The 22,391-nt window shown below is 67.1% G+C and carries 21 protein-coding genes; 6 read left to right on the top strand and 15 right to left on the bottom strand.

Going from position 1 to position 22,391, the window contains the following annotated elements; translation table 11 throughout:
- Positions 1-19: 19 nt before the first annotated feature.
- Both ftsH and WT97_RS21890 read right to left on the bottom strand, forming a co-directional pair.
- Positions 20-1,915, bottom strand: a complete 1,896-nt coding sequence (gene ftsH, locus WT97_RS21895; protein WP_034206953.1) for an ATP-dependent zinc metalloprotease FtsH — start codon at positions 1,913-1,915, stop codon at positions 20-22.
- Between the two features lie 153 nt (positions 1,916-2,068).
- On the bottom strand, positions 2,069-2,731 hold the full coding sequence (locus WT97_RS21890) for an RlmE family RNA methyltransferase (RefSeq protein WP_006476343.1): 663 nt from the start codon (positions 2,729-2,731) through the stop codon (positions 2,069-2,071).
- 193 nt (positions 2,732-2,924) lie between these two features.
- On the opposite strand from WT97_RS21890, the gene WT97_RS21885 reads away from it, so the two are divergent.
- A complete protein-coding gene (locus tag WT97_RS21885; protein WP_059501978.1) occupies positions 2,925-3,452 on the top strand; it encodes a YhbY family RNA-binding protein in 528 nt (175 codons plus the stop codon).
- Positions 3,453-3,501: 49 nt separating this feature from the next.
- Here the strand turns inward: WT97_RS21885 and WT97_RS21880 are convergent, their stop codons facing one another.
- The 8 genes from WT97_RS21880 to gloB all read right to left on the bottom strand — a co-directional run bounded on the left by WT97_RS21880 (position 3,502) and on the right by gloB (position 14,018).
- Positions 3,502-3,960 (bottom strand): DUF4149 domain-containing protein, encoded by a 459-nt coding sequence (locus WT97_RS21880; RefSeq protein WP_006497614.1) that lies wholly within the window; start codon positions 3,958-3,960, stop codon positions 3,502-3,504.
- A 14-nt stretch (positions 3,961-3,974) separates the two neighbouring features.
- Positions 3,975-4,451 (bottom strand): transcription elongation factor GreA, encoded by a 477-nt coding sequence (greA, locus tag WT97_RS21875; RefSeq protein WP_034206950.1) that lies wholly within the window; start codon positions 4,449-4,451, stop codon positions 3,975-3,977.
- Positions 4,452-4,569: 118 nt separating this feature from the next.
- Positions 4,570-7,824 (bottom strand): carbamoyl-phosphate synthase large subunit, encoded by a 3,255-nt coding sequence (gene carB, locus WT97_RS21870; protein WP_060354408.1) that lies wholly within the window; start codon positions 7,822-7,824, stop codon positions 4,570-4,572.
- A gap of 49 nt (positions 7,825-7,873) precedes the next feature.
- The gene (gene leuE, locus WT97_RS21865; RefSeq protein WP_060354407.1) at positions 7,874-8,545 is read right to left on the bottom strand and encodes a leucine efflux protein LeuE; all 672 of its coding nucleotides are present in this window, start codon (positions 8,543-8,545) and stop codon (positions 7,874-7,876) included.
- Positions 8,546-8,582: 37 nt separating this feature from the next.
- Positions 8,583-9,728, bottom strand: coding sequence for a glutamine-hydrolyzing carbamoyl-phosphate synthase small subunit (gene carA, locus WT97_RS21860; RefSeq protein ID WP_059501972.1), 1,146 nt, complete (start codon positions 9,726-9,728; stop codon positions 8,583-8,585).
- Between the two features lie 368 nt (positions 9,729-10,096).
- A complete protein-coding gene (locus tag WT97_RS21855) occupies positions 10,097-11,314 on the bottom strand; it encodes a nitrate/nitrite transporter (protein ID WP_082751468.1) in 1,218 nt (405 codons plus the stop codon).
- Positions 11,315-11,473: 159 nt separating this feature from the next.
- Positions 11,474-13,060 (bottom strand): transglycosylase SLT domain-containing protein, encoded by a 1,587-nt coding sequence (locus tag WT97_RS21850; protein ID WP_059501969.1) that lies wholly within the window; start codon positions 13,058-13,060, stop codon positions 11,474-11,476.
- A 151-nt stretch (positions 13,061-13,211) separates the two neighbouring features.
- Positions 13,212-14,018, bottom strand: a complete 807-nt coding sequence (gloB, locus tag WT97_RS21845) for a hydroxyacylglutathione hydrolase (protein WP_059501967.1) — start codon at positions 14,016-14,018, stop codon at positions 13,212-13,214.
- Between the two features lie 18 nt (positions 14,019-14,036).
- Between gloB and WT97_RS21840 the strand changes: the two genes are divergently transcribed.
- Genes WT97_RS21840 through dnaQ form a run of 3 tightly spaced genes read left to right on the top strand, consistent with a single transcriptional unit; the run spans position 14,037 to position 16,082 of the window.
- Positions 14,037-14,849 (top strand): class I SAM-dependent methyltransferase, encoded by an 813-nt coding sequence (locus WT97_RS21840; protein ID WP_059501965.1) that lies wholly within the window; start codon positions 14,037-14,039, stop codon positions 14,847-14,849.
- Positions 14,846-15,289, top strand: a complete 444-nt coding sequence (rnhA, locus tag WT97_RS21835; RefSeq protein WP_059501963.1) for a ribonuclease HI — start codon at positions 14,846-14,848, stop codon at positions 15,287-15,289. The genes WT97_RS21840 and rnhA overlap by 4 nt, the downstream gene beginning before the upstream one ends.
- A 49-nt stretch (positions 15,290-15,338) precedes the next feature.
- Positions 15,339-16,082: a DNA polymerase III subunit epsilon gene (dnaQ, locus tag WT97_RS21830; RefSeq protein WP_059501961.1), complete on the top strand. Its 744-nt coding sequence runs from the start codon at positions 15,339-15,341 to the stop codon at positions 16,080-16,082.
- A 34-nt stretch (positions 16,083-16,116) separates the two neighbouring features.
- On the opposite strand, the gene WT97_RS21825 is transcribed toward dnaQ, so the two are convergent.
- Entirely contained in the window at positions 16,117-16,449 is a 333-nt protein-coding gene (locus tag WT97_RS21825) for a YnfA family protein (RefSeq protein WP_011545077.1), read from the bottom strand.
- 537 nt (positions 16,450-16,986) lie between these two features.
- On the opposite strand from WT97_RS21825, the gene proP reads away from it, so the two are divergent.
- Positions 16,987-18,477, top strand: coding sequence for a glycine betaine/L-proline transporter ProP (proP, locus tag WT97_RS21820; protein WP_060354406.1), 1,491 nt, complete (start codon positions 16,987-16,989; stop codon positions 18,475-18,477).
- A gap of 109 nt (positions 18,478-18,586) precedes the next feature.
- Here proP and WT97_RS21815 read toward each other — a convergent pair whose 3' ends face one another.
- Both WT97_RS21815 and WT97_RS21810 read right to left on the bottom strand, forming a co-directional pair.
- Positions 18,587-18,784 carry a hypothetical protein gene (locus WT97_RS21815; protein ID WP_034207872.1) on the bottom strand — a complete coding sequence of 66 codons (198 nt, stop codon included), beginning with the start codon at positions 18,782-18,784 and terminating at the stop codon, positions 18,587-18,589.
- Positions 18,785-18,959: 175 nt separating this feature from the next.
- Positions 18,960-19,589, bottom strand: a complete 630-nt coding sequence (locus tag WT97_RS21810; RefSeq protein WP_059792394.1) for a glutathione S-transferase family protein — start codon at positions 19,587-19,589, stop codon at positions 18,960-18,962.
- A 171-nt stretch (positions 19,590-19,760) separates the two neighbouring features.
- Here WT97_RS21810 and WT97_RS21805 point away from each other — a divergent pair, with 171 nt between their 5' ends.
- On the top strand, positions 19,761-20,978 hold the full coding sequence (locus WT97_RS21805; protein ID WP_060354405.1) for a polyhydroxyalkanoate depolymerase: 1,218 nt from the start codon (positions 19,761-19,763) through the stop codon (positions 20,976-20,978).
- A 7-nt stretch (positions 20,979-20,985) separates the two neighbouring features.
- On the opposite strand, the gene WT97_RS21800 is transcribed toward WT97_RS21805, so the two are convergent.
- Together WT97_RS21800 and WT97_RS21795 are read right to left on the bottom strand one after the other, a co-directional pair.
- Complete coding sequence (locus WT97_RS21800; protein ID WP_060036417.1) at positions 20,986-21,633, bottom strand: phosphoribosyltransferase; 648 nt, start codon at positions 21,631-21,633, stop codon at positions 20,986-20,988.
- A gap of 124 nt (positions 21,634-21,757) precedes the next feature.
- Entirely contained in the window at positions 21,758-22,279 is a 522-nt protein-coding gene (locus WT97_RS21795; protein WP_060354404.1) for a hypothetical protein, read from the bottom strand.
- Positions 22,280-22,391: the final 112 nt, after the last annotated feature.

Below are 22,391 nucleotides of genomic sequence, written 5' to 3'. Positions count from 1 at the left end.
AACGGTGCTAAAGCGGAGATTATGCCGCCGGCGTAGCCGGCGCCGGCGCGCTGCCGGGCTTGACCTCGGCGCTGCCGCCGCCCGACGAATCGCCGCCGACAGCCGGCGAGCTCTTCGGCGAGCGCGGCGGACGGCCTTCCATGATGTCGTTGATCTGATCGGCGTCGATCGTCTCCCACTCCATCAGCGCGGCCGTCATCGCCTCGACCTTGTCGCGGTTCTCTTCGAGCAGGCGGCGCGCAAGGTTGTACTGCTCGTCGAGCACGCGGCGGATTTCCGAGTCGACCTTCTGCTGCGTCGCTTCCGAAATCGTGCGCGTGAAGCCGCGGCCGAACGGCGACGCATCGTTCTCGTCGTCGACGTAGACCATCGGCCCGAGTGCGTCGGTCATGCCGAAACGCGCAACCATCGCACGCGCCGTCTGCGTGGCCTTGTTGAAGTCGTCCGAAGCGCCGGTGCTGACCAGGTTCATGAACAACTCTTCGGCCACCCGCCCACCGAACAGGATCGCGAGGCGGTCCAGCAGGTAATCCTTCGAATACGTCTCGTTGTCATGCTCCGGCAACTGCCAGGTGACGCCCAGCGCGCGACCGCGCGGAATGATCGTGACCTTGTGCACCGGGTCGGCCTTCGGCAGCAGCTTCGCGATCACCGCGTGGCCCGACTCGTGATACGCGGTTGCGCGCTTCGCTTCCTCGCGGATCACGGCCGACTTGCGCTCCGGACCCATGAAGATCTTGTCCTTCGCGTCCTCGAAATCCTGCATCTCGACGATGCGCTTGCCGCGACGTGCGGCGAACAACGCCGCCTCGTTCACGAGGTTCGCGAGATCGGCGCCCGAGAAGCCCGGCGTGCCGCGCGCGATCACCGCCGCGTCGACGTCGTTCGCGATCGGCACCTTGCGCAGGTGCACGCGCATGATCTGCTCGCGGCCGCGGATGTCCGGCAGGCCCACATACACCTGACGGTCGAAACGGCCCGGACGCAGCAGCGCCTTGTCGAGCACGTCGGAACGGTTGGTCGCGGCGATCACGATCACGCCCGAGTTCGCCTCGAAGCCGTCCATCTCGACGAGCATCTGGTTCAGCGTCTGCTCGCGTTCGTCGTTGCCGCCGCCCATGCCGGCGCCGCGATGACGGCCGACCGCGTCGATTTCGTCGATGAACACGATGCACGGCGCATGCTTCTTCGCCTGCTCGAACATGTCGCGCACACGGGCCGCGCCGACGCCGACGAACATTTCGACGAAGTCCGAACCCGAGATGCTGAAGAACGGCACCTTCGCTTCACCCGCGATCGCGCGAGCGAGCAGCGTCTTGCCGGTACCCGGGGGCCCGACCAGCAGCACGCCGCGCGGAATGCGGCCGCCCAGTTTCTGGAATTTCTGCGGATCGCGCAGGAAATCGACGAGCTCGGACACTTCCTCCTTCGCTTCGTCGCAGCCCGCGACGTCGGAGAAGTTCACCGCGTTGTTGTTCTCGTCGATCAGCCGCGCACGCGATTTCCCGAACGAGAATGCGCCGCCTTTGCCGCCCCCCTGCATCTGCCTCATCATGTAGAACCAGAACACGATGATCAGGATCGTCGGCCCGAGGTAGTACAGCGCGGACATCAGCGCGTTCGGCTCGTCGTCGGCCTTGCCGCTGACCTGCACGCCGTACTTCATCAGATCGCCGACCATCCAGATGTCGCCGGGCGACACGATCTGGTATTTCTGGCCATCAGCCGGAGTGACGGTGAGGTTGCGCCCCTGAACGATGACGTTCTTGACCTTGCCGTTCTTGGCGTCGTCCATGAACTGCGAATAGGACACGCCTTCCTGGACGCGGGGCTTGTCGAACTGCTTGAACACCGTAAACAGCACCAGTGCGATCACCAGCCACACCGCTGCCTTCGAAAACATATTGTTGTTCAAAGCACCACTCCTTCACTCGTAGACGAGCGCCTACATTTTCCTTGCGGCGCCCCTCGGTCATTCTAATCCAGTCCGACCACCCCTGCCATAAGCATTGACAACCGCCGCGATAGCGCTTCGCTTGTCTGGCAAGGGCCGGAGCCCGTTTGCGCATCAGCGCGGGTGCTTCAGTTGCCGACCCAAAATGAACGTTTCGGACGATTTGTCGCGGGATGCCTTGGGCTTGCGCGGCGCGACGACCTTAAACTGCTGTTTGAACTTCTCGACGATCTGGCTGTAGCCGCTGCCGTGAAAACACTTCACGAGCAGCGCACCGTCCGGCTTCAGATGATTCTGCGCGAATTCGAGCGCCAGATCGCAGAGATGCTCGATGCGCGCCGCGTCCGCCGAGGCCACCCCGGACAGGTTGGGGGCCATGTCGGAAATAACAAGGTCCACCGCGCGGCCTTCGAGCACCTCCTCGAGCTGATGGAGGACATCGTCCTCGCGGAAGTCGCCCTGCAGGAAGTGGACGTCGGCGATCGGCTCCATCGGCAGGATGTCGAGCGCAACGATCGTGCCGTCGATGCCGCCTTCGCGCTCCGCGTCACGCTTCTTGCCCTGCGCGAGCTTGTTGCGGGCATACTGGCTCCAGCTGCCCGGCGTGGCGCCGAGATCGACGATCACCTGGCCCGGACGGATCAGCTTGTCCTGCTCGTCGATTTCCTTCAGCTTGTACGCGGCGCGCGCGCGATAGCCCTCCCGCTGCGCCATTTTGACGTACGGGTCGTTGATGTGGTCGTGCAGCCAGTGCTGGTTGAAGCGGTTTTTTGCCATTCGAGAGAGAGATTGCTGCCAATTGCTTCGTGAAGCCGCGCTTTTAGCGGATAATACGCGTCTTCTTCGCGCGGCTGCGGCCCCTTTTCAGGCCCAAGCCGCGATTTTACGTGGTTTCGGCGCACGGCTGACGCGGTAACGTTCCGCGATCGCTATCCAGTCGGCGCGCCCTTATTAAGATTTCGACATTTCCATGCCCGCCCTTTCGCTTTCTCCCGCCGAGCGCTCCGCGCTGCGCTCCCAGGCCCATGCGCTCAAGCCCGTCGTGCTGATCGGCGCCGAAGGGCTGACCGACGCCGTACTGAAGGAAATCAAGGTGCACCTCGACGCGCACCAACTGATCAAGATCCGCGTGTTCGGCGACGAACGCGACACGCGCGTCTCGATCTACGACGAGATCTGCGACCGCCTGAACGCGGCGCCGATCCAGCACATCGGCAAGCTGCTGGTGATCTGGAAGCCCGAGGCGGCGGTTGCGGCCCCGACCCGCGGCCGCCGTGCCGGCGCGCTGCCGAGCGCGGCCGAAGCCGCCGACGACCGCAAGGGGCGTGCGCCGCGCACCGTCAAGGTCGTCAAGGTGTCGCCGAACGCGAGCCCCGTGCGCCGTCCGCGCCCGGTCAAGGTCACCGTGCGCGGCAACGAACGCGTGACCGCAGGCGGCACCGTGAAGCGTGCGAAAAAGCGCCAGGCCAGCACCAAGCGGCCGTTCCAGGACAAGTAACACGCCGGTGCGGCACGGATTCCCGTGCCGCCCTGCCCCGGCGCGCCGCTCAGGCGTCGCGCGCCGGCAGACGCCAGATCAGCATCAGCCCCAGCACGCTCTCGACGAGATAGAACACGCTCGAGACGCCGTGCAGCATCCCGAAGCGGCTCGCATACGGCGAATTCGCGATATCGGTGCCCGCGTCCATCGCGGCCACCCGCAGCGCGTTCATGAACGGCTGCAACGCGAAATACCCGACCAGCACGCACACGACCATCGCGGCGACGATCCAGCGCACGCGGCGATATTCGCTGCTGCCGCGCCGCACCTGCTGGTTCGACAACGCGAGCAGCAGCACGCCGCACACGACGCCGAGGATCGCCTCGATGCGGAACAGCTGGGCGGCGACCGAACCGGCCGTCATCCGCTCCAGCGTCTTGAACAACACGGGCGCGACCGCATACCCGATCGTCAGCAGGCTGCCGACCCACACGGCCGACAGCAGACGGAACACGCGATGCGGCATCACGTCGCCCCGCTTCAGATGTAGCTGACCGAGATGATTTCGTACTCGCGCACGCCGCTCGGCGCCTGCACGGCGGCGACGTCGCCTTCGGACTTGCCGATCAGCGCGCGCGCGATCGGCGAGCTGACCGAGATCAGGCCGTGATCGATATCGGCTTCGTCGTCGCCGACGATCTGGTACTTGACGGTATCGCCCGACTCGAGATCCTCGAGCTCGACCGTCGCGGCGAACACCACGCGGCCATCGGCGTCGAGCACCGTGGGATCGATGACCTGCGCGGCGGACAGCTTCGATTCGAGTTCGGCGATGCGCCCCTCGATGAAGCCCTGTTTTTCCTTCGCGGCATCGTATTCGGCGTTTTCGGACAGGTCGCCCTGTGCGCGGGCCTCCGCGATCGCGTTGATCACGGCCGGCCGCTCGACGGACTTGAGGCGCTGCAATTCATCGCGCAGTTGCTCCGCGCCACGCTTTGTCAACGGAATGGTGCTCATAAACGGCTCAATCGCTAAAAACGGCTATAAAAAAAATCACCGCGATTAAGCGCGCTTCCGATGCACTGGAAACACCGCCTAATCGCGGCACGTGTTGCTTCGACAGGTAACTGACCGCTTAGTTTAGGCGAGCGTGAAGACCTTGTAAATCATAGACTTCCAGATCCTTCAGGTAGCGCAAGCCCTCGACGGCCGCGCGCGCGCCCGACATCGTCGTGTAGTACGTGACCTTGTGCGCCTGCGCGCTCATGCGGATCGAACGCGAATCGGCGATCGCCTGGCGCGTCTCGTCGACCGTCGTGAACACGAGTGCGATCTCGCCGTTCTTGATCATGTCGACGATGTGCGGACGGCCGTCCTTCACCTTGTTCACGACCTTCACCGGCACGCCGGCCGCTTCGATCGCGGCAGCCGTGCCCTTGGTCGCGACGATCGGGTAGCCGAGGTCGTGCAGCATGCGCGCGACTTCGACGGCCTTCGGCTTGTCGGCATCCATCACGGTCAGCAGCACCGTGCCCGACTCCGGCAGGCGCGAACCGGCCGCGAGCTGCGACTTGAACAGCGCTTCGCCGAACGTCCGGCCGACGCCCATCACTTCGCCGGTCGAACGCATTTCGGGCCCGAGGACCGGATCGACGGTCGGGAACTTGACGAACGGGAACACCGCTTCCTTCACGCTGAAGTACGGCGGCTCGACTTCCTTCGTCACGCCCTGCTGCGCGAGCTTCTGGCCGACCATCGCGCGCGCCGCGATCTTCGCGAGCGGCAGGCTGGTCGCCTTCGACACGTACGGCACCGTGCGCGACGCGCGCGGGTTCACTTCCAGCACGTAGATGATGTCCTGCTTCGAACCATCCGCCTGCGGCACCTGCTGGATCGCGAACTGCACGTTCATCAGGCCGACCACGTTCAGCGCCTTCGCCATCGCGCCCGTCTGGCGCTTCAGCTCGGCCACGGTCTCCTTCGACAGCGAATACGGCGGCAGCGAGCACGCCGAGTCGCCCGAGTGAACGCCCGCCTGCTCGATGTGCTCCATCACGCCGCCGATGAACACGGCGTCGCCGTCGCAGATGCAGTCGACGTCGCACTCGATCGCGTCGTTCAGGAAGCGGTCGAGCAGCACCGGCGAATCGTTCGACACCTTCACGGCCTCGCGCATGTAGCGCTCGAGATCGCGCGGCTCGTGGACGATTTCCATCGCGCGGCCGCCGAGCACGTACGACGGACGCACGACCAGCGGATAGCCGATTTCGTCGGCCAGCGCGAGCGCTTCGTCTTCGGCGCGGGCGGTGCGGTTCGGCGGCTGGCGCAGGCCGAGGTCCTGCAGCAGCTTCTGGAAGCGTTCGCGGTCTTCGGCCGCGTCGATCATGTCCGGCGACGTGCCGACGATCGGCACGCCGTGCGCCTCGAGGTCGAGCGCGAGCTTCAGCGGCGTCTGGCCGCCGTACTGGACGATCACGCCGACCGGCTTTTCCTTGTCGACGATCTCGAGCACGTCCTCGAGCGTCAGCGGCTCGAAGTACAGGCGATCGGACGTGTCGTAGTCGGTCGACACCGTTTCCGGGTTGCAGTTGACCATGATCGTTTCATAGCCGTCCTCGCGCATCGCGAGCGCCGCGTGCACGCAGCAGTAGTCGAACTCGATGCCCTGGCCGATCCGGTTCGGGCCGCCGCCCAGCACCATGATCTTCTTGTTCGTGGTCGGCTGCGCCTCGCACTCTTCCTCGTAGGTCGAGTACATGTAGGCCGTCTTCGTCGCGAACTCGGCCGCGCACGTGTCGACGCGCTTGTAGACCGGGCGCACGTTCAGTTCCACGCGGCGCTTGCGGACGTCTTCCGGCGTCGCGCCAAGCAACTTCGCGAGGCGGCGGTCGGAGAAGCCGCTCTGCTTCAGGTAGCGCAGCTCGTCGAACGTCAGCGACGCGAGCGTGCGGCCCCCGAGCGCCTTTTCCTTCAGGATGATCTGCTCGATCTGCTCGAGGAACCACGGGTCGATCGCGGTTTCCGCGAAGATTTCCTCGGCCGTCATGCCGATGCGGAACGCATCGCCGACGTACCAGATGCGATCCGGGCCCGGCTCGTGGATCTCGATCGCGATCTCGTCGCGGTTGGTCGACTTCTCGTCGAGGCCGTCGACCCCGACTTCGAGGCCGCGCAGCGCCTTCTGGAACGATTCCTGGAACGTGCGGCCGATCGCCATCACTTCGCCGACCGACTTCATCTGCGTGGTCAGGCGCGAATCGGCTTCGCGGAACTTCTCGAACGCGAAACGCGGAATCTTCGTGACGACGTAGTCGATCGTCGGCTCGAACGACGCCGGCGTCTGGCCGCCGGTGATTTCGTTCTTCAGCTCGTCGAGCGTGTAGCCGACCGCCAGCTTCGCGGCGACCTTCGCGATCGGGAAGCCGGTGGCCTTCGACGCGAGCGCCGACGAACGCGACACGCGCGGGTTCATCTCGATGACGACCATGCGGCCGTCCCTCGGGTTGATCGAGAACTGCACGTTCGAGCCGCCCGTGTCGACGCCGATCTCGCGCAGCACCGCGAGCGATGCGTTACGCAGGATCTGGTACTCCTTGTCGGTGAGCGTCTGCGCGGGCGCGACCGTGATCGAGTCGCCGGTGTGCACGCCCATCGGGTCGAGGTTTTCGATCGAGCAGACGATGATGCAGTTGTCGGCGCGGTCGCGCACGACTTCCATCTCGTATTCCTTCCAGCCGAGCAGCGACTCTTCGATCAGCAGCTCGCGCGTGGGCGACAGGTCGAGACCGCGCTTGCAGATCTCTTCGAACTCTTCGCGGTTGTACGCGATGCCGCCGCCCGAGCCGCCGAGCGTGAACGACGGGCGGATCACGACCGGGTAGCCGCTGCCGCCCGTCTCCGCCATGATCTCGGCGTGCACCTTGGACGCTTCTTCCATCGAATGCGCGATACCCGACTTCGCGGAGCCGAGACCGATCTTGGTCATCGCTTCCTTGAACTTCTGGCGGTCTTCCGCCTTGTCGATCGCTTCCGGCGACGCGCCGATCAACTCGACGCCGAACTTCTCGAGCACGCCGTGGTGGTGCAGGTCGAGCGCGCAGTTCAACGCGGTCTGGCCGCCCATCGTCGGCAGGATCGCGTCCGGGCGCTCCTTCTCGATGATGCGCGCGACGACTTCCCACGTGATCGGCTCGATGTAGGTCACGTCGGCCGTGTTCGGGTCGGTCATGATCGTCGCCGGGTTGCTGTTGACGAGAACGACCTTGTAGCCCTCCTCACGCAACGCCTTGCACGCCTGCGCGCCCGAATAGTCGAACTCGCACGCCTGGCCGATGATGATCGGGCCGGCGCCGATGATGAGGATGCTCTTGATGTCTGTGCGTTTTGGCATGGCTTGTGAATTCAATAAGTAATCGTTGTCGTGGGTCGGCCGGCGGCGCTCAGCTCATGGTCGCGAGCGCAAGCTTCACCGAGAAACCGATGAACAGGCCGCCCACGCTGCTCGCCGCGCCTGCCGCGAGCTTGCGGCGGCGACGGAAGTGCTCGGCGAGCCGCGCCCCCGCGAAGATCAGCGTGCTCAGGTACAGGAAGCTCGCGCATTGCGCGATCGCCCCGAGCACGACGAACGACAGCGCGGGATGCGGGAATGCCGGGTCGACGAACTGGATGAAGAACGAGATGAAGAACAGGATCGCCTTCGGATTCAGCAGGCTCACGATCAGCGCCTTGCGCAACGGCCTGTCGAAAGACCGCTCGCCGTCGTTCGCCTGCGGCGCCTCGACCGGCGCGTCGCCGCGCGCGCGCAGCTTGCTCCATGCGCTGCGCAGCATCCCGGTGCCGATGTACAGCAGGTACGCGGCGCCGCCGTACTTGACGACAGAGAACAGCAGCGGGTTCGCCTTCAGCAGCGACGCGACGCCCGCGGCGGACAGCACCATCAGCACGGTATCGCCGACGAACACGCCGCAGGCCGCGCGATAGCCGGCCTTCACGCCGCGCTGCGCGGCGAGCGACAGCACGTACATCGAGTTCGGTCCCGGCAGCAGGATGATGAAGATCACGCCGAACACGTAGGTCCAGATATCCGTGATGCCGAGTGCGTGGCCGAACATGATGCGAATCTCCCGTCCTTCGGTTGCGTCGATGACGTTAGGCGTTGCGCTGCTTCGCCGCGTCCATCAGCGCGGTGAAACGGTCGAACAGGTAGCCGATGTCGTGCGGGCCGGGCGACGCTTCCGGGTGGCCCTGGAAGCAGAACGCCGGCTTGTCGGTCAGCTCGAAGCCCTGCAGCGTGCCGTCGAACAGCGATACGTGCGTCACGCGCGCGTTGGCCGGCAGCGAATCGGCGTCGACCGCGAAGCCGTGGTTCTGCGACGTGATCACGACACGGCCGTCGCCGAGATCCTTCACCGGATGGTTCGCGCCGTGGTGGCCCGTTTTCATCTTGAGCGTCTTCGCGCCCACCGCGAGACCCATGATCTGGTGGCCGAGGCAGATGCCGAAGGTCGGCACGCCGCGCTCGATGAATTCCTTCGTGGCCGCGATCGCGTAATCGCACGGCTCCGGATCGCCGGGGCCGTTCGACAGGAACACACCGTCCGGATTCAGCGCGAGCGCATCGGCCGCGCTCGCCTGGGCCGGCAGCACCGTCACGTGGCAGCCGCGCTCCGCGAGCATGCGCAGAATGTTGTACTTGACGCCGAAGTCGTACGCGACGACGCGATACTTCGGCGCTTCCTGCATGCCGTAGCCGCCTTCGAGACGCCACTCCGTCTGCTTCCACTCGAACGGCTTCGCGGTCGACACGACCTTCGCGAGATCCATGCCGGCGAGGCCCTCGAACGAGCGCGCGAGCTCGATCGCCTTCGCTGCGTCGTCGGAACCCGTCAGGATGCAGCCGCTCTGCGCGCCCTTGTCGCGCAGAATGCGGGTCAGCTTGCGGGTGTCGATGCCGGCGATCGCGACGACGCCTTCGTCACGCAGGTAGTCGCCGAGCGTGCGGTCCATGCGGAAGTTCGATGCGAGCGTCGGCAGATCGCGGATGATCAGGCCGGCGGCATGGACTTTCGTGGCTTCGACGTCTTCGGCGTTCACGCCGACGTTGCCGATATGCGGATAGGTGAGCGTGACGATCTGGCGCGAGTAGCTCGGATCAGTCAGGATTTCCTGATAGCCGGTGATCGCGGTATTGAACACGACTTCGCCGATCGTATGGCCTTCGGCCCCGATCGAATAACCACGAAAGACCGTGCCGTCGGCGAGTGCAAGCAAGGCGGGAGAAAAAGACGGCAACACGGGAGGCTCCTTGGGGAACACCCTGCTGCCGACCTGTTTACCCTGCCGCGCGAGCGCCGCGCTGCGTGGGCGCGCGCGGTCGCTAGCTGAACGCGGCCTGCGTTGTCGAGACGCGAACCCGGCGCATGGCGCACGAGGCTTCGCGGCATCGCCCGACAGGCGGCGTGCGGCGGATGAACGGGATGTATGAGGTAGGCGCTAGGGTGCGAGGTTGATCAGCACAAACTTTCAAATTATAGCCTGAAAATGGGCCTATCTTCAATTGATATGGCCGTCCGATCGAGGTTGCGCCGCGCCCCGCGGCGCCGCGCGACGTGCTGCGGCCCCGTTTCCGGGGCTGCTGCCCTACCCGCCAGCGTACCGCCGGATCAGTGCGCTTGGCCAGTGCCGCGCGCGGGCCACGCGTACCAGACCGCACTCGCGAGCTGCAGCGCGAGCAGCACGCCCCAGGCGGTGAAGTGCGCAGCCGCCGGATAACGGCCGTCGACCGCCGGCCAGTGCGACAGCACGGCGCCGACGCCGATCTGGAATGCGAAGATCAGCAGGAAGATCACGAGCGTGAGCGTCGTGTTCGCGCGGCCGATCAGATGAGCGGGGAAATGGCCGGCCATCACCGCGTAGGTCAGGATGCCCACGCCGCCGAACATGCCATAGGCGGCCCACAGCCCGGCCGGCGGCAACGGCACGCGCGCGACGATCGCGAGTTGCGTCGCGACGAACAGCGCCATGCCGATACCGCAAGTGGCGTAGACCGACACGCCGCGCCGCTCGAGCACGCGCGCCGCCGCGCCGAAGCCGACGCAGCCGGCCATCATCGCGAAGCCGAGCACCGACACGAGGCGCGCGGCATGCGGCGCATCGAACCCGCCGACATCGCGCAGATACGGGCCGACCCACAGCGATTGCATCGCATAGAACACGCCCTGCGTGACGACGGAAAACGACGCGATCTTCCAGAACGCGCGGCTGCTCAGGATGTGCCACGTGCCCTTGAACTGGCTGACGAGCCCGCCCTGATGGCGTGCTTGCTGCGCGTCGGGCGCGCCGAAGCCGATAGACGCCGCCACGACCACCGTCAGCGCCGCGAGGCCGAAACAGATCGTGCGCCAGCTCGTCCAGCCGAGCAGCCAGGTCAGCGGCGAGCCGACCATTACGCCGCCGAGGCCGCCCACGGCCATCACGAGGCCGTTGACGAGCGGCAGCCGGCCGACCGGAAAATGCTGCGCGAGCGCCTTGAACGCCGCGCCGAGACACACCGATACGCCGACGCCGATCAGCAGGCGGCCGACCATCATCGTGCCGATGCCGTGCGCCGCGCCGAACACGGCCGCGCCGGCCGCCGCGAACAGCAGCATGCCGGCCGTCACGCGGCGCGGGCCGAAGTGATCGAGCATCACGCCGGCCGGGATCTGCGCGCCGGCGAAGCCGAGGAAATAGAGGCTGGTGAGCAGGCCGAGATCGGCGGCCGACAGCCCGAGCTCATGCGTGACGAACGGCGCGAAGCCCAGGTTGACGCCGCGAAACACGTACGACACGAAATACCCGACCGAAAACAGCGCGAGCACCCTCACCTGCACCGACGACATCGCTTCCCCTTGTCATATGAAGACGCACGACGCCACGCTGCCGCGCCGCGCACAAACGAAAACGCCGTCACCTCGGTGACGGCGTTTCGTCGAATTCGTCGGATGATAACGCAATCGTGCGGGCCTTACCGGCCGCCACGCTGCGCGCACCCGCCGCGCTTACTTCTTCTTGCCCTTGTGCGCGGTGGTCTTGGCCGGCGCGGCTTTCGCGGCAGCGGCTTTCGCGGGAGCGGCCTTCGCCGGCTTCGCCGACGACTTGGCGCCGCCGCGCTTGCCGTGCGACTTGCCGCCCACCGCCAAGCTCGCGCGCTCGATGTGCGCACCACCCGTCGACGTCGCGATCCGCTCCGGGCCGGGTTCCGCCGGCACCGCACGGCCGACCGGCACGTGCAGCACGAGCGTCTGGCCCGGCATCGCGAGATCGCGGTGCGTACGGTTCCACGCCTTCAACTGACCGACCGACACGCCGTAGCGGCCGGCGATCGCCGCCATCGACTGCTTGCGGCGCACGCGGATCAGCATCTTGCGCGTATCGGGTACGTCCGGCTCCATTGCGAGCGCGCCGTTTTCGGCGACGTCGGCGCTGATGTCCTCGTCGTCGTCGTCGCCGCGCGGCACGACGATCGTCGAGCCCGGCTTCAGGCGCATGCCGGCTGGAATCTTGTTGACCGACATCAGCGTATCGGCGTCGACGCCGATCTTCTCGGCGATCGCGGCCGGGCGTGCACGCTCGCTGACCGTGTAGGTGGTCCACGACGACAGCTGGCCGCTGTAGGCCTTCAGGCTCTTCTCGAACGCGGACGCGTTGTCGAACGGCAGCAGGATCTGCGGCTCGGTCGCGCCGAGGATCACCGGCTTCGAGAACGACGGGTTCAGCGAGCGGAACTCGTCGAGCGGCAGGTTCGCGAGCTTCGCGGCCACCGCCACGTCGATGTCGCGCGACGTCGTGACCGTCACGAAATACGGGTGGTTCGGGATGTCGGGCAGCGTCAGGCCGTACTGCTGCGGGCTCGCGATGATGTTCTTCACCGCCTGCAGCTTCGGCACGTAGTTACGCGTCTCGTTCGGCATCCGCAGGCTCTGGTAGTCGGTCGGCAGGCCGGCCGCCTGGTTGCGAGCGATCGCGCGCTGCACGTTGCCTTCGCCCCAGTTGTACGCGGCCAGCGCCAGATACCAGTCGCCGAACATGTCGTGCAGGCGGGACAGGTAGTCGAGCGCGGCGCTCGTCGAGGCGAGCACGTCACGGCGCTCGTCCTGCCACATGTTGCGCTTCAGGTTGTACGTGCGGCCGGTGCCGGGCATGAACTGCCACATGCCGGCCGCTTTCGCGACCGACAGCGCCTGCGGGTTGTACGCGGACTCGATGAACGGCAGCAGCGCGAGCTCGGTCGGCATGTGACGCGCCTCGAGCTCCTCGACGATGTGATACAGGTACTTCTGCGAGCGCTCGGTCATGCGTTGCACGTAATCGGGCCGCTGCGTGTACCAGGTCGTCTGCATGTCGACGAGATCGCTCTGCAGGTCGGGCATCTGGAAGCCGCGGCGGATGCGCGCCCAGAGATCGGAGTCTGCACTGGTCAAGTCGCCGACGGATTGCTTGTCGACGTCGACAGTTTCTTTGGCGGTGGCTGATTTACGGAGGTAGTTGGACGTCGCCTGCGAATCGGCGGCGTTGTTGGCGACAGGGGGCTGGCTCGCACACGCGGCGAGTAGTAGCACCACCATCGCACTCAATATAAGTCGCATGAAAATCTCGGCTTCCGACGGCTGGAAATTGCAGGCGATACTACGGAAGTGCGTGCTTCACGTCAATAAAAACACCGAAAACTCAGCGAAATCCTACATTTGGAGCAATTTTTACAGACACCGCTTGAGCTTTGGAGTCCTCCGGAAAACGTCATCGAAACCGGTTTTTCCATTCGCGCATCAGCGTGAACGCCGCCAGACGATCCGTCACCGTTTCGTGCAGCTCGGCCTCGAGCGTCGCACGGATCGCCGCGCTGTCCGCCCGCATGAACGGGTTAACGGCACGCTCGTGAGCGATCGTAGTGGGCAGCGTGGGCACGCCGCGCGCACGCAGCGCCTGCGCGTCGTCGCGCCACGCGGCGAGTGCCGCATTGCCGGGCTCGCACGCGAGCGCGAAGCGGATGTTCGACAGCGTGTATTCGTGTGCACAATGCACGCGGGTGTCGCCCGGTAGTGCCGCAAGCGCGTCGAGCGACGCGAGCATCTGCGCGGGCGTGCCTTCGAACAGGCGGCCGCAGCCGCACGAGAACAGCGTGTCGCCGCAAAACACGTGCGGCACCGCATTGCCCTGCCCGGCCCGCTGGAAATACGCAATATGGCCGCGCGTATGACCCGGCACGTCGAGCACGTCGAATGCGACGGCCGGTGCGTCGAGCGTCACGCGATCGCCGCCCGAGAGCGGCCGCGTGACCACGTCGATCGCCTCGGCCGCGGGGCCGTAAACGGCGAGCGGAGCATCGGCCGGTTGGCTGTTGCGCAGCGCCTCGACACCGCCGACGTGGTCGGCGTGGTGGTGCGTGAGTAAAATAGCGGACAACCGCCAGCCTCGTTCGGCAAGAACCCGGCGTACGGGCGCGGCTTCACCCGGGTCGACGGCGATCGCATCGCGGCCGTCCGAGACGAGCCAGATATAGTTGTCTTCGAATGCCGGAACCGGCACGTATTCCAGCTCGTTCATGGGCGCGCAATCATCGTTATGTCTGACCGTCAAATTATAGACTGGCCCGCCTGGACCGACTCGCCGCCCGGCCGCTACGTGCTGGGCTGGGAACAGGCGCAGCTCGACCGGATCGTGTCCGACGTCTTCGGCTTCCACGCGCTGCAGCTCGGCTTGCCGCAGCTCGACGCGCTGCGCGAGAACCGCATGCCGTGTCGCGGCCTGGTGCTCGACCCGGCGAGCGGCGCGAGCGCGCCGTATCAGTATCCGCGGGCGCGCGAAGCGCACACGGCGGCCCACGCACCTGCCGATCGCAGCACGATCTGGTGCGACCTGCTCGACCTGCCGTTCGAGTCGCAGAGCGTCGACCTGATCGTGATGCCGCACACGCTCGAATTCACGTCCGATCCGCACCGCCTGCTGCGCGAGGCCGAGCGTGTGCTGATGCCGGAAGGCCAGCTCGTGATCACCGGCTTCAACTCGCTCAGCCTGTGGGGCATGCGGCAGTCGTTCGGGCGCATGGCGAACCGCCCGTTCGTGCCGGCCACGCGCGACCAGATCGCGTTCATCCGGCTCAAGGACTGGATCAAGCTGCTCGGCTTCGACCTCGAACGCGGCCGCTTCGGCTGCTACCGGCCGCCGCTCGCCACCGACCAGTGGCTGGCCCGCTACGGCTTCATGGAGGCCGCCGGCGACCGCTGGTGGCCGATCTTCGGCGCCGTCTACATGGTGACGGCCGTCAAGCGCGTGCGTGGCATGCGTCTCGTCGGCCCGATCAGGATGAAGAAGCCCGTGCTCGCACCGGGCCTGACGCCGGCGGCCTCCCCGACCACCCATCAAGAACGTTCATGACAACCGACACCATCGACATCTATACCGACGGCGCCTGCAAGGGCAACCCCGGCCCCGGCGGCTGGGGCGCGCTGCTGCGCTACGGCGCCCAAGAAAAGGAACTGTTCGGCGGCGAGCCGAACACGACCAACAACCGCATGGAGCTGATGGGCGTGATCGCCGCGCTCGAGGCGCTCAAGCGGCCGTGCCGGGTGATCGTGCATACCGACTCGCAATACGTGCAGAAAGGCATCAGCGAGTGGATCCACGGGTGGAAGAAGAAAGGCTGGGTGACCGCGGCGAAGACGCCCGTGAAGAACGCCGACCTGTGGAAGCGGCTCGACGCGCTCGTCGTGCAGCACGACGTCGAATGGCGTTGGGTGAAGGGCCACGCGGGCCACCCCGAAAACGAACGCGCCGACGCGCTCGCGAATCGCGGCGTCGAATCGCTCGCGGCCTGAATCCGGGCCACCCCCTCTCTTTCCCGATTTATCCGCCGATTTATCCGACATGCGCCAGATCATTCTCGATACCGAAACCACCGGCCTGAACGCCCGCACGGGCGACCGCCTGATCGAAATCGGCTGCGTCGAGCTGCTGAACCGACGGCTCACCGGCAACAATCTCCACATCTATGTGAACCCCGAGCGCGACAGCGATCCGGGCGCACTGGCCGTGCACGGCCTCACGACCGAGTTCCTCAGCGACAAGCCGAAGTTCGCGGAAGTCGTCGACCAGATCCGCGACTTCGTGAAGGGCGCCGAGCTGATCATCCACAACGCGCCGTTCGACCTTGGCTTCCTCGACGCCGAATTCGCGCGGCTCGGCCTGCCGCCGTTCACCGAGCATTGCGGCGGCGTGATCGACACGCTGGTGCAGGCCAAGCAGATGTTCCCCGGCAAGCGCAATTCGCTCGACGCGCTGTGCGACCGCTTCGGCATCAGCAACGCGCACCGCACGCTGCACGGCGCACTGCTCGACTCGGAGCTGCTCGCCGAGGTGTATCTCGCGATGACGCGCGGCCAGGACAGCCTCGTGATCGACATGCTCGACGACACGGGCACCGACGGCGGCACCGCGAACGGCCAGCGCGTGTCGCTCGCCGCGCTCGACCTGCCGGTCATCGCGGCAAGCGACGACGAGTTGGCCGCGCACCAGACGCAGCTCGACGAACTCGACAAGTCGGTCAAGGGCGCCTGCGTGTGGCGCCAGTCCGCCGACACGGAAGCAGCGGACGCCGCCCAGGCCGCCTGACGCGGCACCCACCCCGCCGCGCGTGCGGCCGCGCCTACGCGCGCGGCTGCAGCGCGATCACCGCCATCCCGCCGAGCGCGAGCACCGCGCCGGCCACGTCCCAGCGGGTCAGCGCGACGCCGTCGACCACCCGCAGCCAGATCAGCGCCACCGCGATATACACGCCGCCGTACGCGGCATAAGTGCGCCCCGCCGCGCTCGGGTGCAGCGTCAGCAGCCACGCGAACAGCGCGAGCGACAGGGCGGCCGGCACCAGCAGCCACGCCGGGCGCCCGGCCTTCAGCACGAGCCACGGCAGATAGCAGCCGACGATTTCGGCCAGCGCAGTAGCGGCGAACAGCGCCGCGATCCTCATCAGTTCGGTCATCCGGTTCCTCGCGAATTCAGCCCCGTCGCGACGGGCGGCGCGGCCGCGCCGCGCGCCGCCGATCATACCCGAGCGGGCCGCGCCGGATCCCCCGCCAGACGGGCGACTCCGGTCAATTTGCACGATCGTCCGTCATCGTGCTATCATGTTGCCTGTTTCAACATTCAATCTCTGTCTTTTCGATTTTGAGAGAAGTCCGTCCGCCCGCTGCGGGCCGGTGCCTCGATCGAAATTGCATCCACAGGAAAGCCCGCCCGACAGGCCCGCTTTTCTCGTTTCGCTGCCCCTCCGGGGCGTTGCCGGAACGCCGGACCATCGTCCGCACCGGCATCTGCCGCCTGCATCACGCGGCCCTTTCTTCATGAGCGCACTGTCGCGACGGCCCATCGGGCCCGCGTCGAAGCAGCCCCTTGGCCCTTTGCTGCGCCTTGCGCAGTCAGTGCTTGATGGTCTGCCCCGACGCGCAGCACACGACCCCGCGCTCGCCGGCAAACCGTGTCGGACGGCCTGCCCGTTCCGGCGCTGTCAAAGGAGTGCATGACCTTGACCGCAACACACGTCAGCCCGACCGCTGTCTCTTCCCCCGCTTCGTCGTCCGCCGAAGCCCCGCTCGCCGTGGACGACATCACCGTCGTCGACCAGAGCCTGCTCAAGCGCGCCGTCAGCGCGATGGCCATCGGCAATGCGATGGAATGGTTCGACTTCGGCGTCTACAGCTATATCGCCGTCACGCTCGGCAAGGTGTTCTTCCCGTCCAGCAGCCCGTCCGCGCAGTTGCTCGCCACCTTCGGCACGTTCGCGGCCGCGTTCCTCGTGCGCCCGCTCGGCGGCATGGTCTTCGGCCCGCTCGGCGACCGCATCGGCCGCCAGCGCGTGCTCGCCGCCACGATGATCATGATGGCCGTGGGCACCTTCGCGATCGGCCTGATCCCGAGCTATGCGTCCATCGGCATCATGGCGCCCGTGCTGCTGCTCGTCGCCCGCCTGGTGCAAGGCTTCTCGACCGGCGGCGAGTACGGCGGCGCCGCCACCTTCATCGCCGAGTTCTCGACCGACAAGCGCCGCGGCTTCATGGGCAGCTTCCTCGAATTCGGCACGCTGATCGGCTATGTGCTGGGCGCCGGCGTCGTCGCGCTGCTCACCGCGTCGCTGTCGCAGGAGGCGCTGCTGTCGTGGGGCTGGCGCGTGCCGTTCCTGATCGCCGGCCCGCTCGGCCTGATCGGTCTCTACATCCGGATGAAGCTCGAGGAAACGCCCGCGTTCAAGCGCCAGGCCGAAGAGCGCGAAGCGCAGGACAAGGCCGTGCCGAAGGCGCGCTTTCGCGAAACGCTGCTGCGCAACTGGCGTGCGCTGCTGCTGTGCGTCGGCCTCGTGCTGATCTTCAACGTGACCGACTACATGGTGCTGTCGTACTTGCCGAGCTTCATGTCGTCGACGCTGCATTTGGACGAATCGCACAGCCTCGTGCTGGTGCTGATCGTGATGGTGCTGATGATGCCGATGACGCTGTACGCCGGCCGCCTGTCGGACAAGATCGGCCGCAAGCCGGTGATGCTCGCCGGCTGCGTCGGCCTGCTGGTGCTGTCGATCCCGTCGCTGATGCTGATCCATGCGGGCACCACGGCGTCGGTGTTCGGCGGCCTGCTGATCCTCGGCGTGCTGCTGTCGTGCTTCACCGGCGTGATGCCGTCGGCGCTGCCCGCGCTGTTCCCGACCGAGATCCGTTACGGCGCGCTCGCGATCGGCTTCAACGTGTCGGTGTCGCTGTTCGGCGGCACGACGCCGCTCGTCACTGCGTGGCTCGTCGACGTGACGCACAACCTGATGATGCCCGCGTACTACCTGATGGGCGCCGCGCTGATCGGCGTCGTGTCGGTCGTCGCGCTCGCCGAAACCGCGCGCCAGCCGCTGAAGGGCTCGCCGCCGGCCGTCGCGACGCGCCACGAAGCGCACCAGCTCGCGCGCCAGTTGCGCGAGGAGAACGACGAGGCGGACATCTACGGCATCGCGACGCCCGCACGCGCATGAGCGTCACCCAATGAAAAAGCCCCGGCCGAAGCCGGGGCCCGATCGAACCCGATCCGCCCGACCGGCTTGCGCCGGCCGGGCTTTTTTCATTCGCGCGCCGCGAACGTGCTCATGCGTGCGCTTCGCAGTGACGGCAGAAGATCAGCGCGCGCGAGCGCGACACGGCCGCCTGCGCGCCGCGCGCCGCGACGATCAGCCCGACCTGGCCAAGATTGAAATCGCGCTCGACCATCAGTTGCGCCAGCGCGGCAAGCGGCAACACGACGGACGGGTGGTACAGACTCGATTCGATCAGGGCTTTCATCATCGGCTCCATCTGGCAACGCGTAATTCGATGGAGTGGATTCTAGGGATCGGTCGCCTCCGGATAAACAGCGCGAATGCGAAGTCACTTGTCAGCCGCCGAGAACAATCGGCCGCGACTGGCCGGACAAGGGCCGGCGGCGTTCAACGTCGTTATGCGACGGCCCGGCGCGCGAATCCTAGACGAGCGGCGTTTCGACGAAGGCCGGCAGCGCTTCCGCCCGCGCGGAATGCTCGGCGAGCGCCGGATAACGGGCCGGATCGATCCGCGCGAGCACCGGGTAATCGGCGGCCATGAATTGCGTGAAACGCCACGCCACCGCGACCGTCACGTCGGACTGCAGCAGCCGCGCGCCGCCGAACCAGCCGTTGGTGGCCGCGACCAGCGGCTCCAGTGCGCCGTATGCGGCTTCGAGCTGGCTCAGCACGCGCTCGACCCACGGTTCGTGCTGCTTGTCCGACGGCCGCAGCGCCTGCTCGTAGACGACCTGCACGGTTTTCTCGGCGGCGGCCAGCGCGAACCCGATCGGCACCAGCGCGCGCAGCCGGGCATCGACGGCGTCGGGCAGCAGGCGCCGCTCCGGCGCGGCCAGGTGGTCGAGATAGTCGACGATCAGCGACGAATCGATCAGCGTCGCGCCGCCGTCGGTCACGAGCGTCGGCGCCTTGACGACCGGGTTGATCGTCCTGAATTGCTCGACATGACGAAACACCGAGATCGACTCGTGTTCGAACGGCAGGTCGAGCAGCTTCGCCGATATGGCGACACGGCGCACGAACGGGGAATCCAGCATGCCGATCAGCTTCATCGCAAACGCTCCGCTTCGAGGAAATGGGACCGACGACTGTAGCAGCGTCGCGCGGCAGTGCCTAGCGTGCCGTTCGCTCGATACGCATCGGCCGGCCGCGCATCGGGCTCGCACTGCCCGTCCACAGTGACCATAATGCAGGTTCACGCTCCTTCCGCCCCAGGGTCCGCCATGTGGTATGCCGTCGTCGAGCAGCAGCGGGAATGGATGCGCGCATGGCGCGCGGCGACGCGATACGCGTTCGATGCGTGGCCCGCGGCGTCGCTGCCGCATGCCGCGTCGTCGTGCTACGACGACCTGTTCGAACCGCTGCTCGGGCCGCAGGCCGCGCCGCCGGGCTTCGACCTCGCGTGGCCGGACGTCGGCGAGCAAGTCGTCGCGCACACGCCGTTTTGCGATTTGCGGCGCTTCGCGCACGCCGATGCGCGCCGCACGGTATTGCTGTGCGCGCCGCTCGTCGGGCACGCGGCCGTGATGATGCGGGAAACCGCCGAAACGCTGCTCGCCGATGGCGACGTCTGCGTGACCGACTGGCGCAATGCGCGCGACGTGCCGCTCGCGGCAGGCCGTTTCGGGCTCGACGAGTACGTCGCGATGCTCGACGGCTTCGTCGGCACTCTCCAGCGCGACGATCGGCCGCTGCACGTCGTCGCCGTGTGCCAGGCGACCGTCCCGGCGCTCGGCGCACTCGCGCTGCGTGCCGCGCGCGGCCTCGCGGCGCCCGCCAGTATCACGCTGATCGGCGGCCCGCTCGACGCGCGGCTGAACCCCAGTGCGCTTGGCGCCGCAGCCGCCGCCCATTCGCTCGACTGGTGCCGGCGCCACCTGATCGACATCGTGCCGCCCGGCTTCGCGGGGCACGGCCGCGCCGTGTTCCCGACCTATCTGCAACAGGGCGAGATCGCGCTCCTGTATCCGCAACGCTTTCTGACGCTGATCGAAGCCTACGCGCTGGCGGCGTCGCGTTTCGACATGAACGGGCTTGCCGACGCCCGGCGGGCGCTGCACGAATACACGGCGCTGCTCGACATGCCGGCCGACTATTTTCTCGACACGATCGACGTCGTGTTCCAGCGCATGCTGCTCGCGACCGGCGCGTGGCGCGTGCGCGGCCGGCGCGTCGAACCCGCCGCGCTGCGCGACGTCGTGCTGCTGACCGTCGAAGGCGCCCGCGACGCGGTCACGGGCGCCGGGCAGACGCATGCGGCGCTCGGCCTGTGCAGCGGCCTGTCGGCCGACGAGCGTCATCGCGTCGACATCGACGATTGCGATCACTACGGGCTGTTTACGGGGCCACGCTGGCACGGCAACGTCCATCCGGCGCTGCAGCGCGTGTTCGCGCTGGCGGAAGCCGGCCGAGCGCGCCCGCGCCGGAGCCGTCGGACATGACGCCGCGTCAGGGGCGCGCCGCGTCGAGCAGCGCGCGCACCTCGTCGTCGCTCGTCTGCTCGAAGCGCACGTAGAACTGGCTGATCCCGAAGAACCGCAGCGGCTGCGACACCGTGACGAACGCGTCGGCCAGGCCGTCGAACGCGTGCGCCGCACCCGCCGGCGCGACCGGCACCGCCGCGACGATGCGCGCCGGGTGGCGCTCGCGCAGCGCCTGCAGCGCGACGCGCATCGACGCGCCGGTCGCGACGCCGTCGTCGACGACGATCGCGATGCGTCCGTCCACCGCCTGCGGCGGCACCGCGCCGCGATACAGCGCTTCGCGGCGCTGCAGTTCGGCCGTCTCGCGCGCGATCACGTCGGCGAGTTGCGTATCGGATACGTCCATCGCGCGGATCACCGAACGTTGCAGATGGGTCGCGCCGCCCGTCGCGATCGCGCCCATCGCGAACTCGGGGTCGGACGGCACGCCGAGCTTGCGCACGACCAGCACGTCGAGCGGCGCGTGCAGCGCGCACGCGACCGGATACGCGACGGGCACGCCGCCGCGCGGTAACGCGAGCACGACCACATCGCTTCGCCCCGCGTATTCGCGCAACGCGTCCGCCAGTTGGCGGCCGGCATCGGCGCGATCGGCAAAACTGCTTTCGGTCACGATCGACTCCCTGCCGTTGCGCCGGGTGCGCACAACCCGCGCCGGCGCCTGTCAACGAGGATGGTTCATCGCTCGCGCCGATGCAAGCAGGGTCATACCGGCGCGCGATGCGCCGCGGAAAGGGTCAGAGGCCGCCGGCCTGCCGGTACAGCCGCCAGAACGACTGCGCGTAGGACTGTGCGAGCTCTGGCGCGCGCCGGAACACGTTCACCGTGTCGGCGTGCTCGGCCGCACCGTCGGACAGGGTCGTCAACGCGACGCTGTCGTCGACGATCGCGAAGCGCGACGCGGGGCCGCCGTGCCGGGAATCGATCGCGACGTCGATGCCCGCGAATTTCAGATAGCCGGCGCCGCTGTACCGGCCTGCACGCGGCGGGCGCACCAGCACGACGCGCACTTCGATCCCGCGCGCGCGGGCCGAGCGCAGCGCGCTCGCGACAGCCGGCGGCACCTGCGTATAGCCGGCCAGCAGCACGCGGCGCTGCGCCTGTTCGATCAGATCGACGGTCGCGTCGGCCGCCGCGCTGTCATACGAAAAGTACGTGCCGACCGATGCGGCGTCGGACGGAATGTGGCTGGCGTGGACGCTCGTCGCGCAGCAGAACGCGGCGAGAAAGAAGGCGGCTGGTCTCATGGCGGGCGCCATTGTAGCGACGCCAATTCGCGTGGCAAGGGGCGGCTGCGACGCTGCTGCGCCGGCGCAACACACGGTGCGAAACAGGTGCCCGGCGGCGGGTTTCAGCCGGGTTTCAACCCGC

This window comes from Burkholderia sp. MSMB1459WGS (genome assembly GCF_001534535.1).
Taxonomy (GTDB): domain Bacteria; phylum Pseudomonadota; class Gammaproteobacteria; order Burkholderiales; family Burkholderiaceae; genus Burkholderia.
The sequence above is the reverse complement of the archived record's forward strand: the minus strand, read 5'-3'. Positions and strand labels throughout refer to the sequence as shown.

What these genes read in the sequence shown, in the direction of transcription:
- WT97_RS21890 (WP_006476343.1), bottom strand. Translation starts at nt 2,731, where the DNA reads ATGGCAAAAAACCGCTTCAACCAGCACTGGCTGCACGACCACATCAAC.
- WT97_RS21885 (WP_059501978.1), top strand. Translation starts at nt 2,925, where the DNA reads ATGCCCGCCCTTTCGCTTTCTCCCGCCGAGCGCTCCGCGCTGCGCTCC.
- WT97_RS21880 (WP_006497614.1), bottom strand. Translation starts at nt 3,960, where the DNA reads ATGCCGCATCGCGTGTTCCGTCTGCTGTCGGCCGTGTGGGTCGGCAGC.
- greA (WP_034206950.1), bottom strand. Translation starts at nt 4,451, where the DNA reads ATGAGCACCATTCCGTTGACAAAGCGTGGCGCGGAGCAACTGCGCGAT.
- carB (WP_060354408.1), bottom strand. Translation starts at nt 7,824, where the DNA reads ATGCCAAAACGCACAGACATCAAGAGCATCCTCATCATCGGCGCCGGC.
- leuE (WP_060354407.1), bottom strand. Translation starts at nt 8,545, where the DNA reads ATGTTCGGCCACGCACTCGGCATCACGGATATCTGGACCTACGTGTTC.
- WT97_RS21855 (WP_082751468.1), bottom strand. Translation starts at nt 11,314, where the DNA reads ATGTCGTCGGTGCAGGTGAGGGTGCTCGCGCTGTTTTCGGTCGGGTAT.
- WT97_RS21850 (WP_059501969.1), bottom strand. Translation starts at nt 13,060, where the DNA reads ATGCGACTTATATTGAGTGCGATGGTGGTGCTACTACTCGCCGCGTGT.
- gloB (WP_059501967.1), bottom strand. Translation starts at nt 14,018, where the DNA reads ATGAACGAGCTGGAATACGTGCCGGTTCCGGCATTCGAAGACAACTAT.
- WT97_RS21840 (WP_059501965.1), top strand. Translation starts at nt 14,037, where the DNA reads ATGTCTGACCGTCAAATTATAGACTGGCCCGCCTGGACCGACTCGCCG.
- rnhA (WP_059501963.1), top strand. Translation starts at nt 14,846, where the DNA reads ATGACAACCGACACCATCGACATCTATACCGACGGCGCCTGCAAGGGC.
- dnaQ (WP_059501961.1), top strand. Translation starts at nt 15,339, where the DNA reads ATGCGCCAGATCATTCTCGATACCGAAACCACCGGCCTGAACGCCCGC.
- WT97_RS21825 (WP_011545077.1), bottom strand. Translation starts at nt 16,449, where the DNA reads ATGACCGAACTGATGAGGATCGCGGCGCTGTTCGCCGCTACTGCGCTG.
- proP (WP_060354406.1), top strand. Translation starts at nt 16,987, where the DNA reads ATGACCTTGACCGCAACACACGTCAGCCCGACCGCTGTCTCTTCCCCC.
- WT97_RS21815 (WP_034207872.1), bottom strand. Translation starts at nt 18,784, where the DNA reads ATGATGAAAGCCCTGATCGAATCGAGTCTGTACCACCCGTCCGTCGTG.
- WT97_RS21810 (WP_059792394.1), bottom strand. Translation starts at nt 19,589, where the DNA reads ATGAAGCTGATCGGCATGCTGGATTCCCCGTTCGTGCGCCGTGTCGCC.
- WT97_RS21805 (WP_060354405.1), top strand. Translation starts at nt 19,761, where the DNA reads ATGTGGTATGCCGTCGTCGAGCAGCAGCGGGAATGGATGCGCGCATGG.
- WT97_RS21795 (WP_060354404.1), bottom strand. Translation starts at nt 22,279, where the DNA reads ATGGCGCCCGCCATGAGACCAGCCGCCTTCTTTCTCGCCGCGTTCTGC.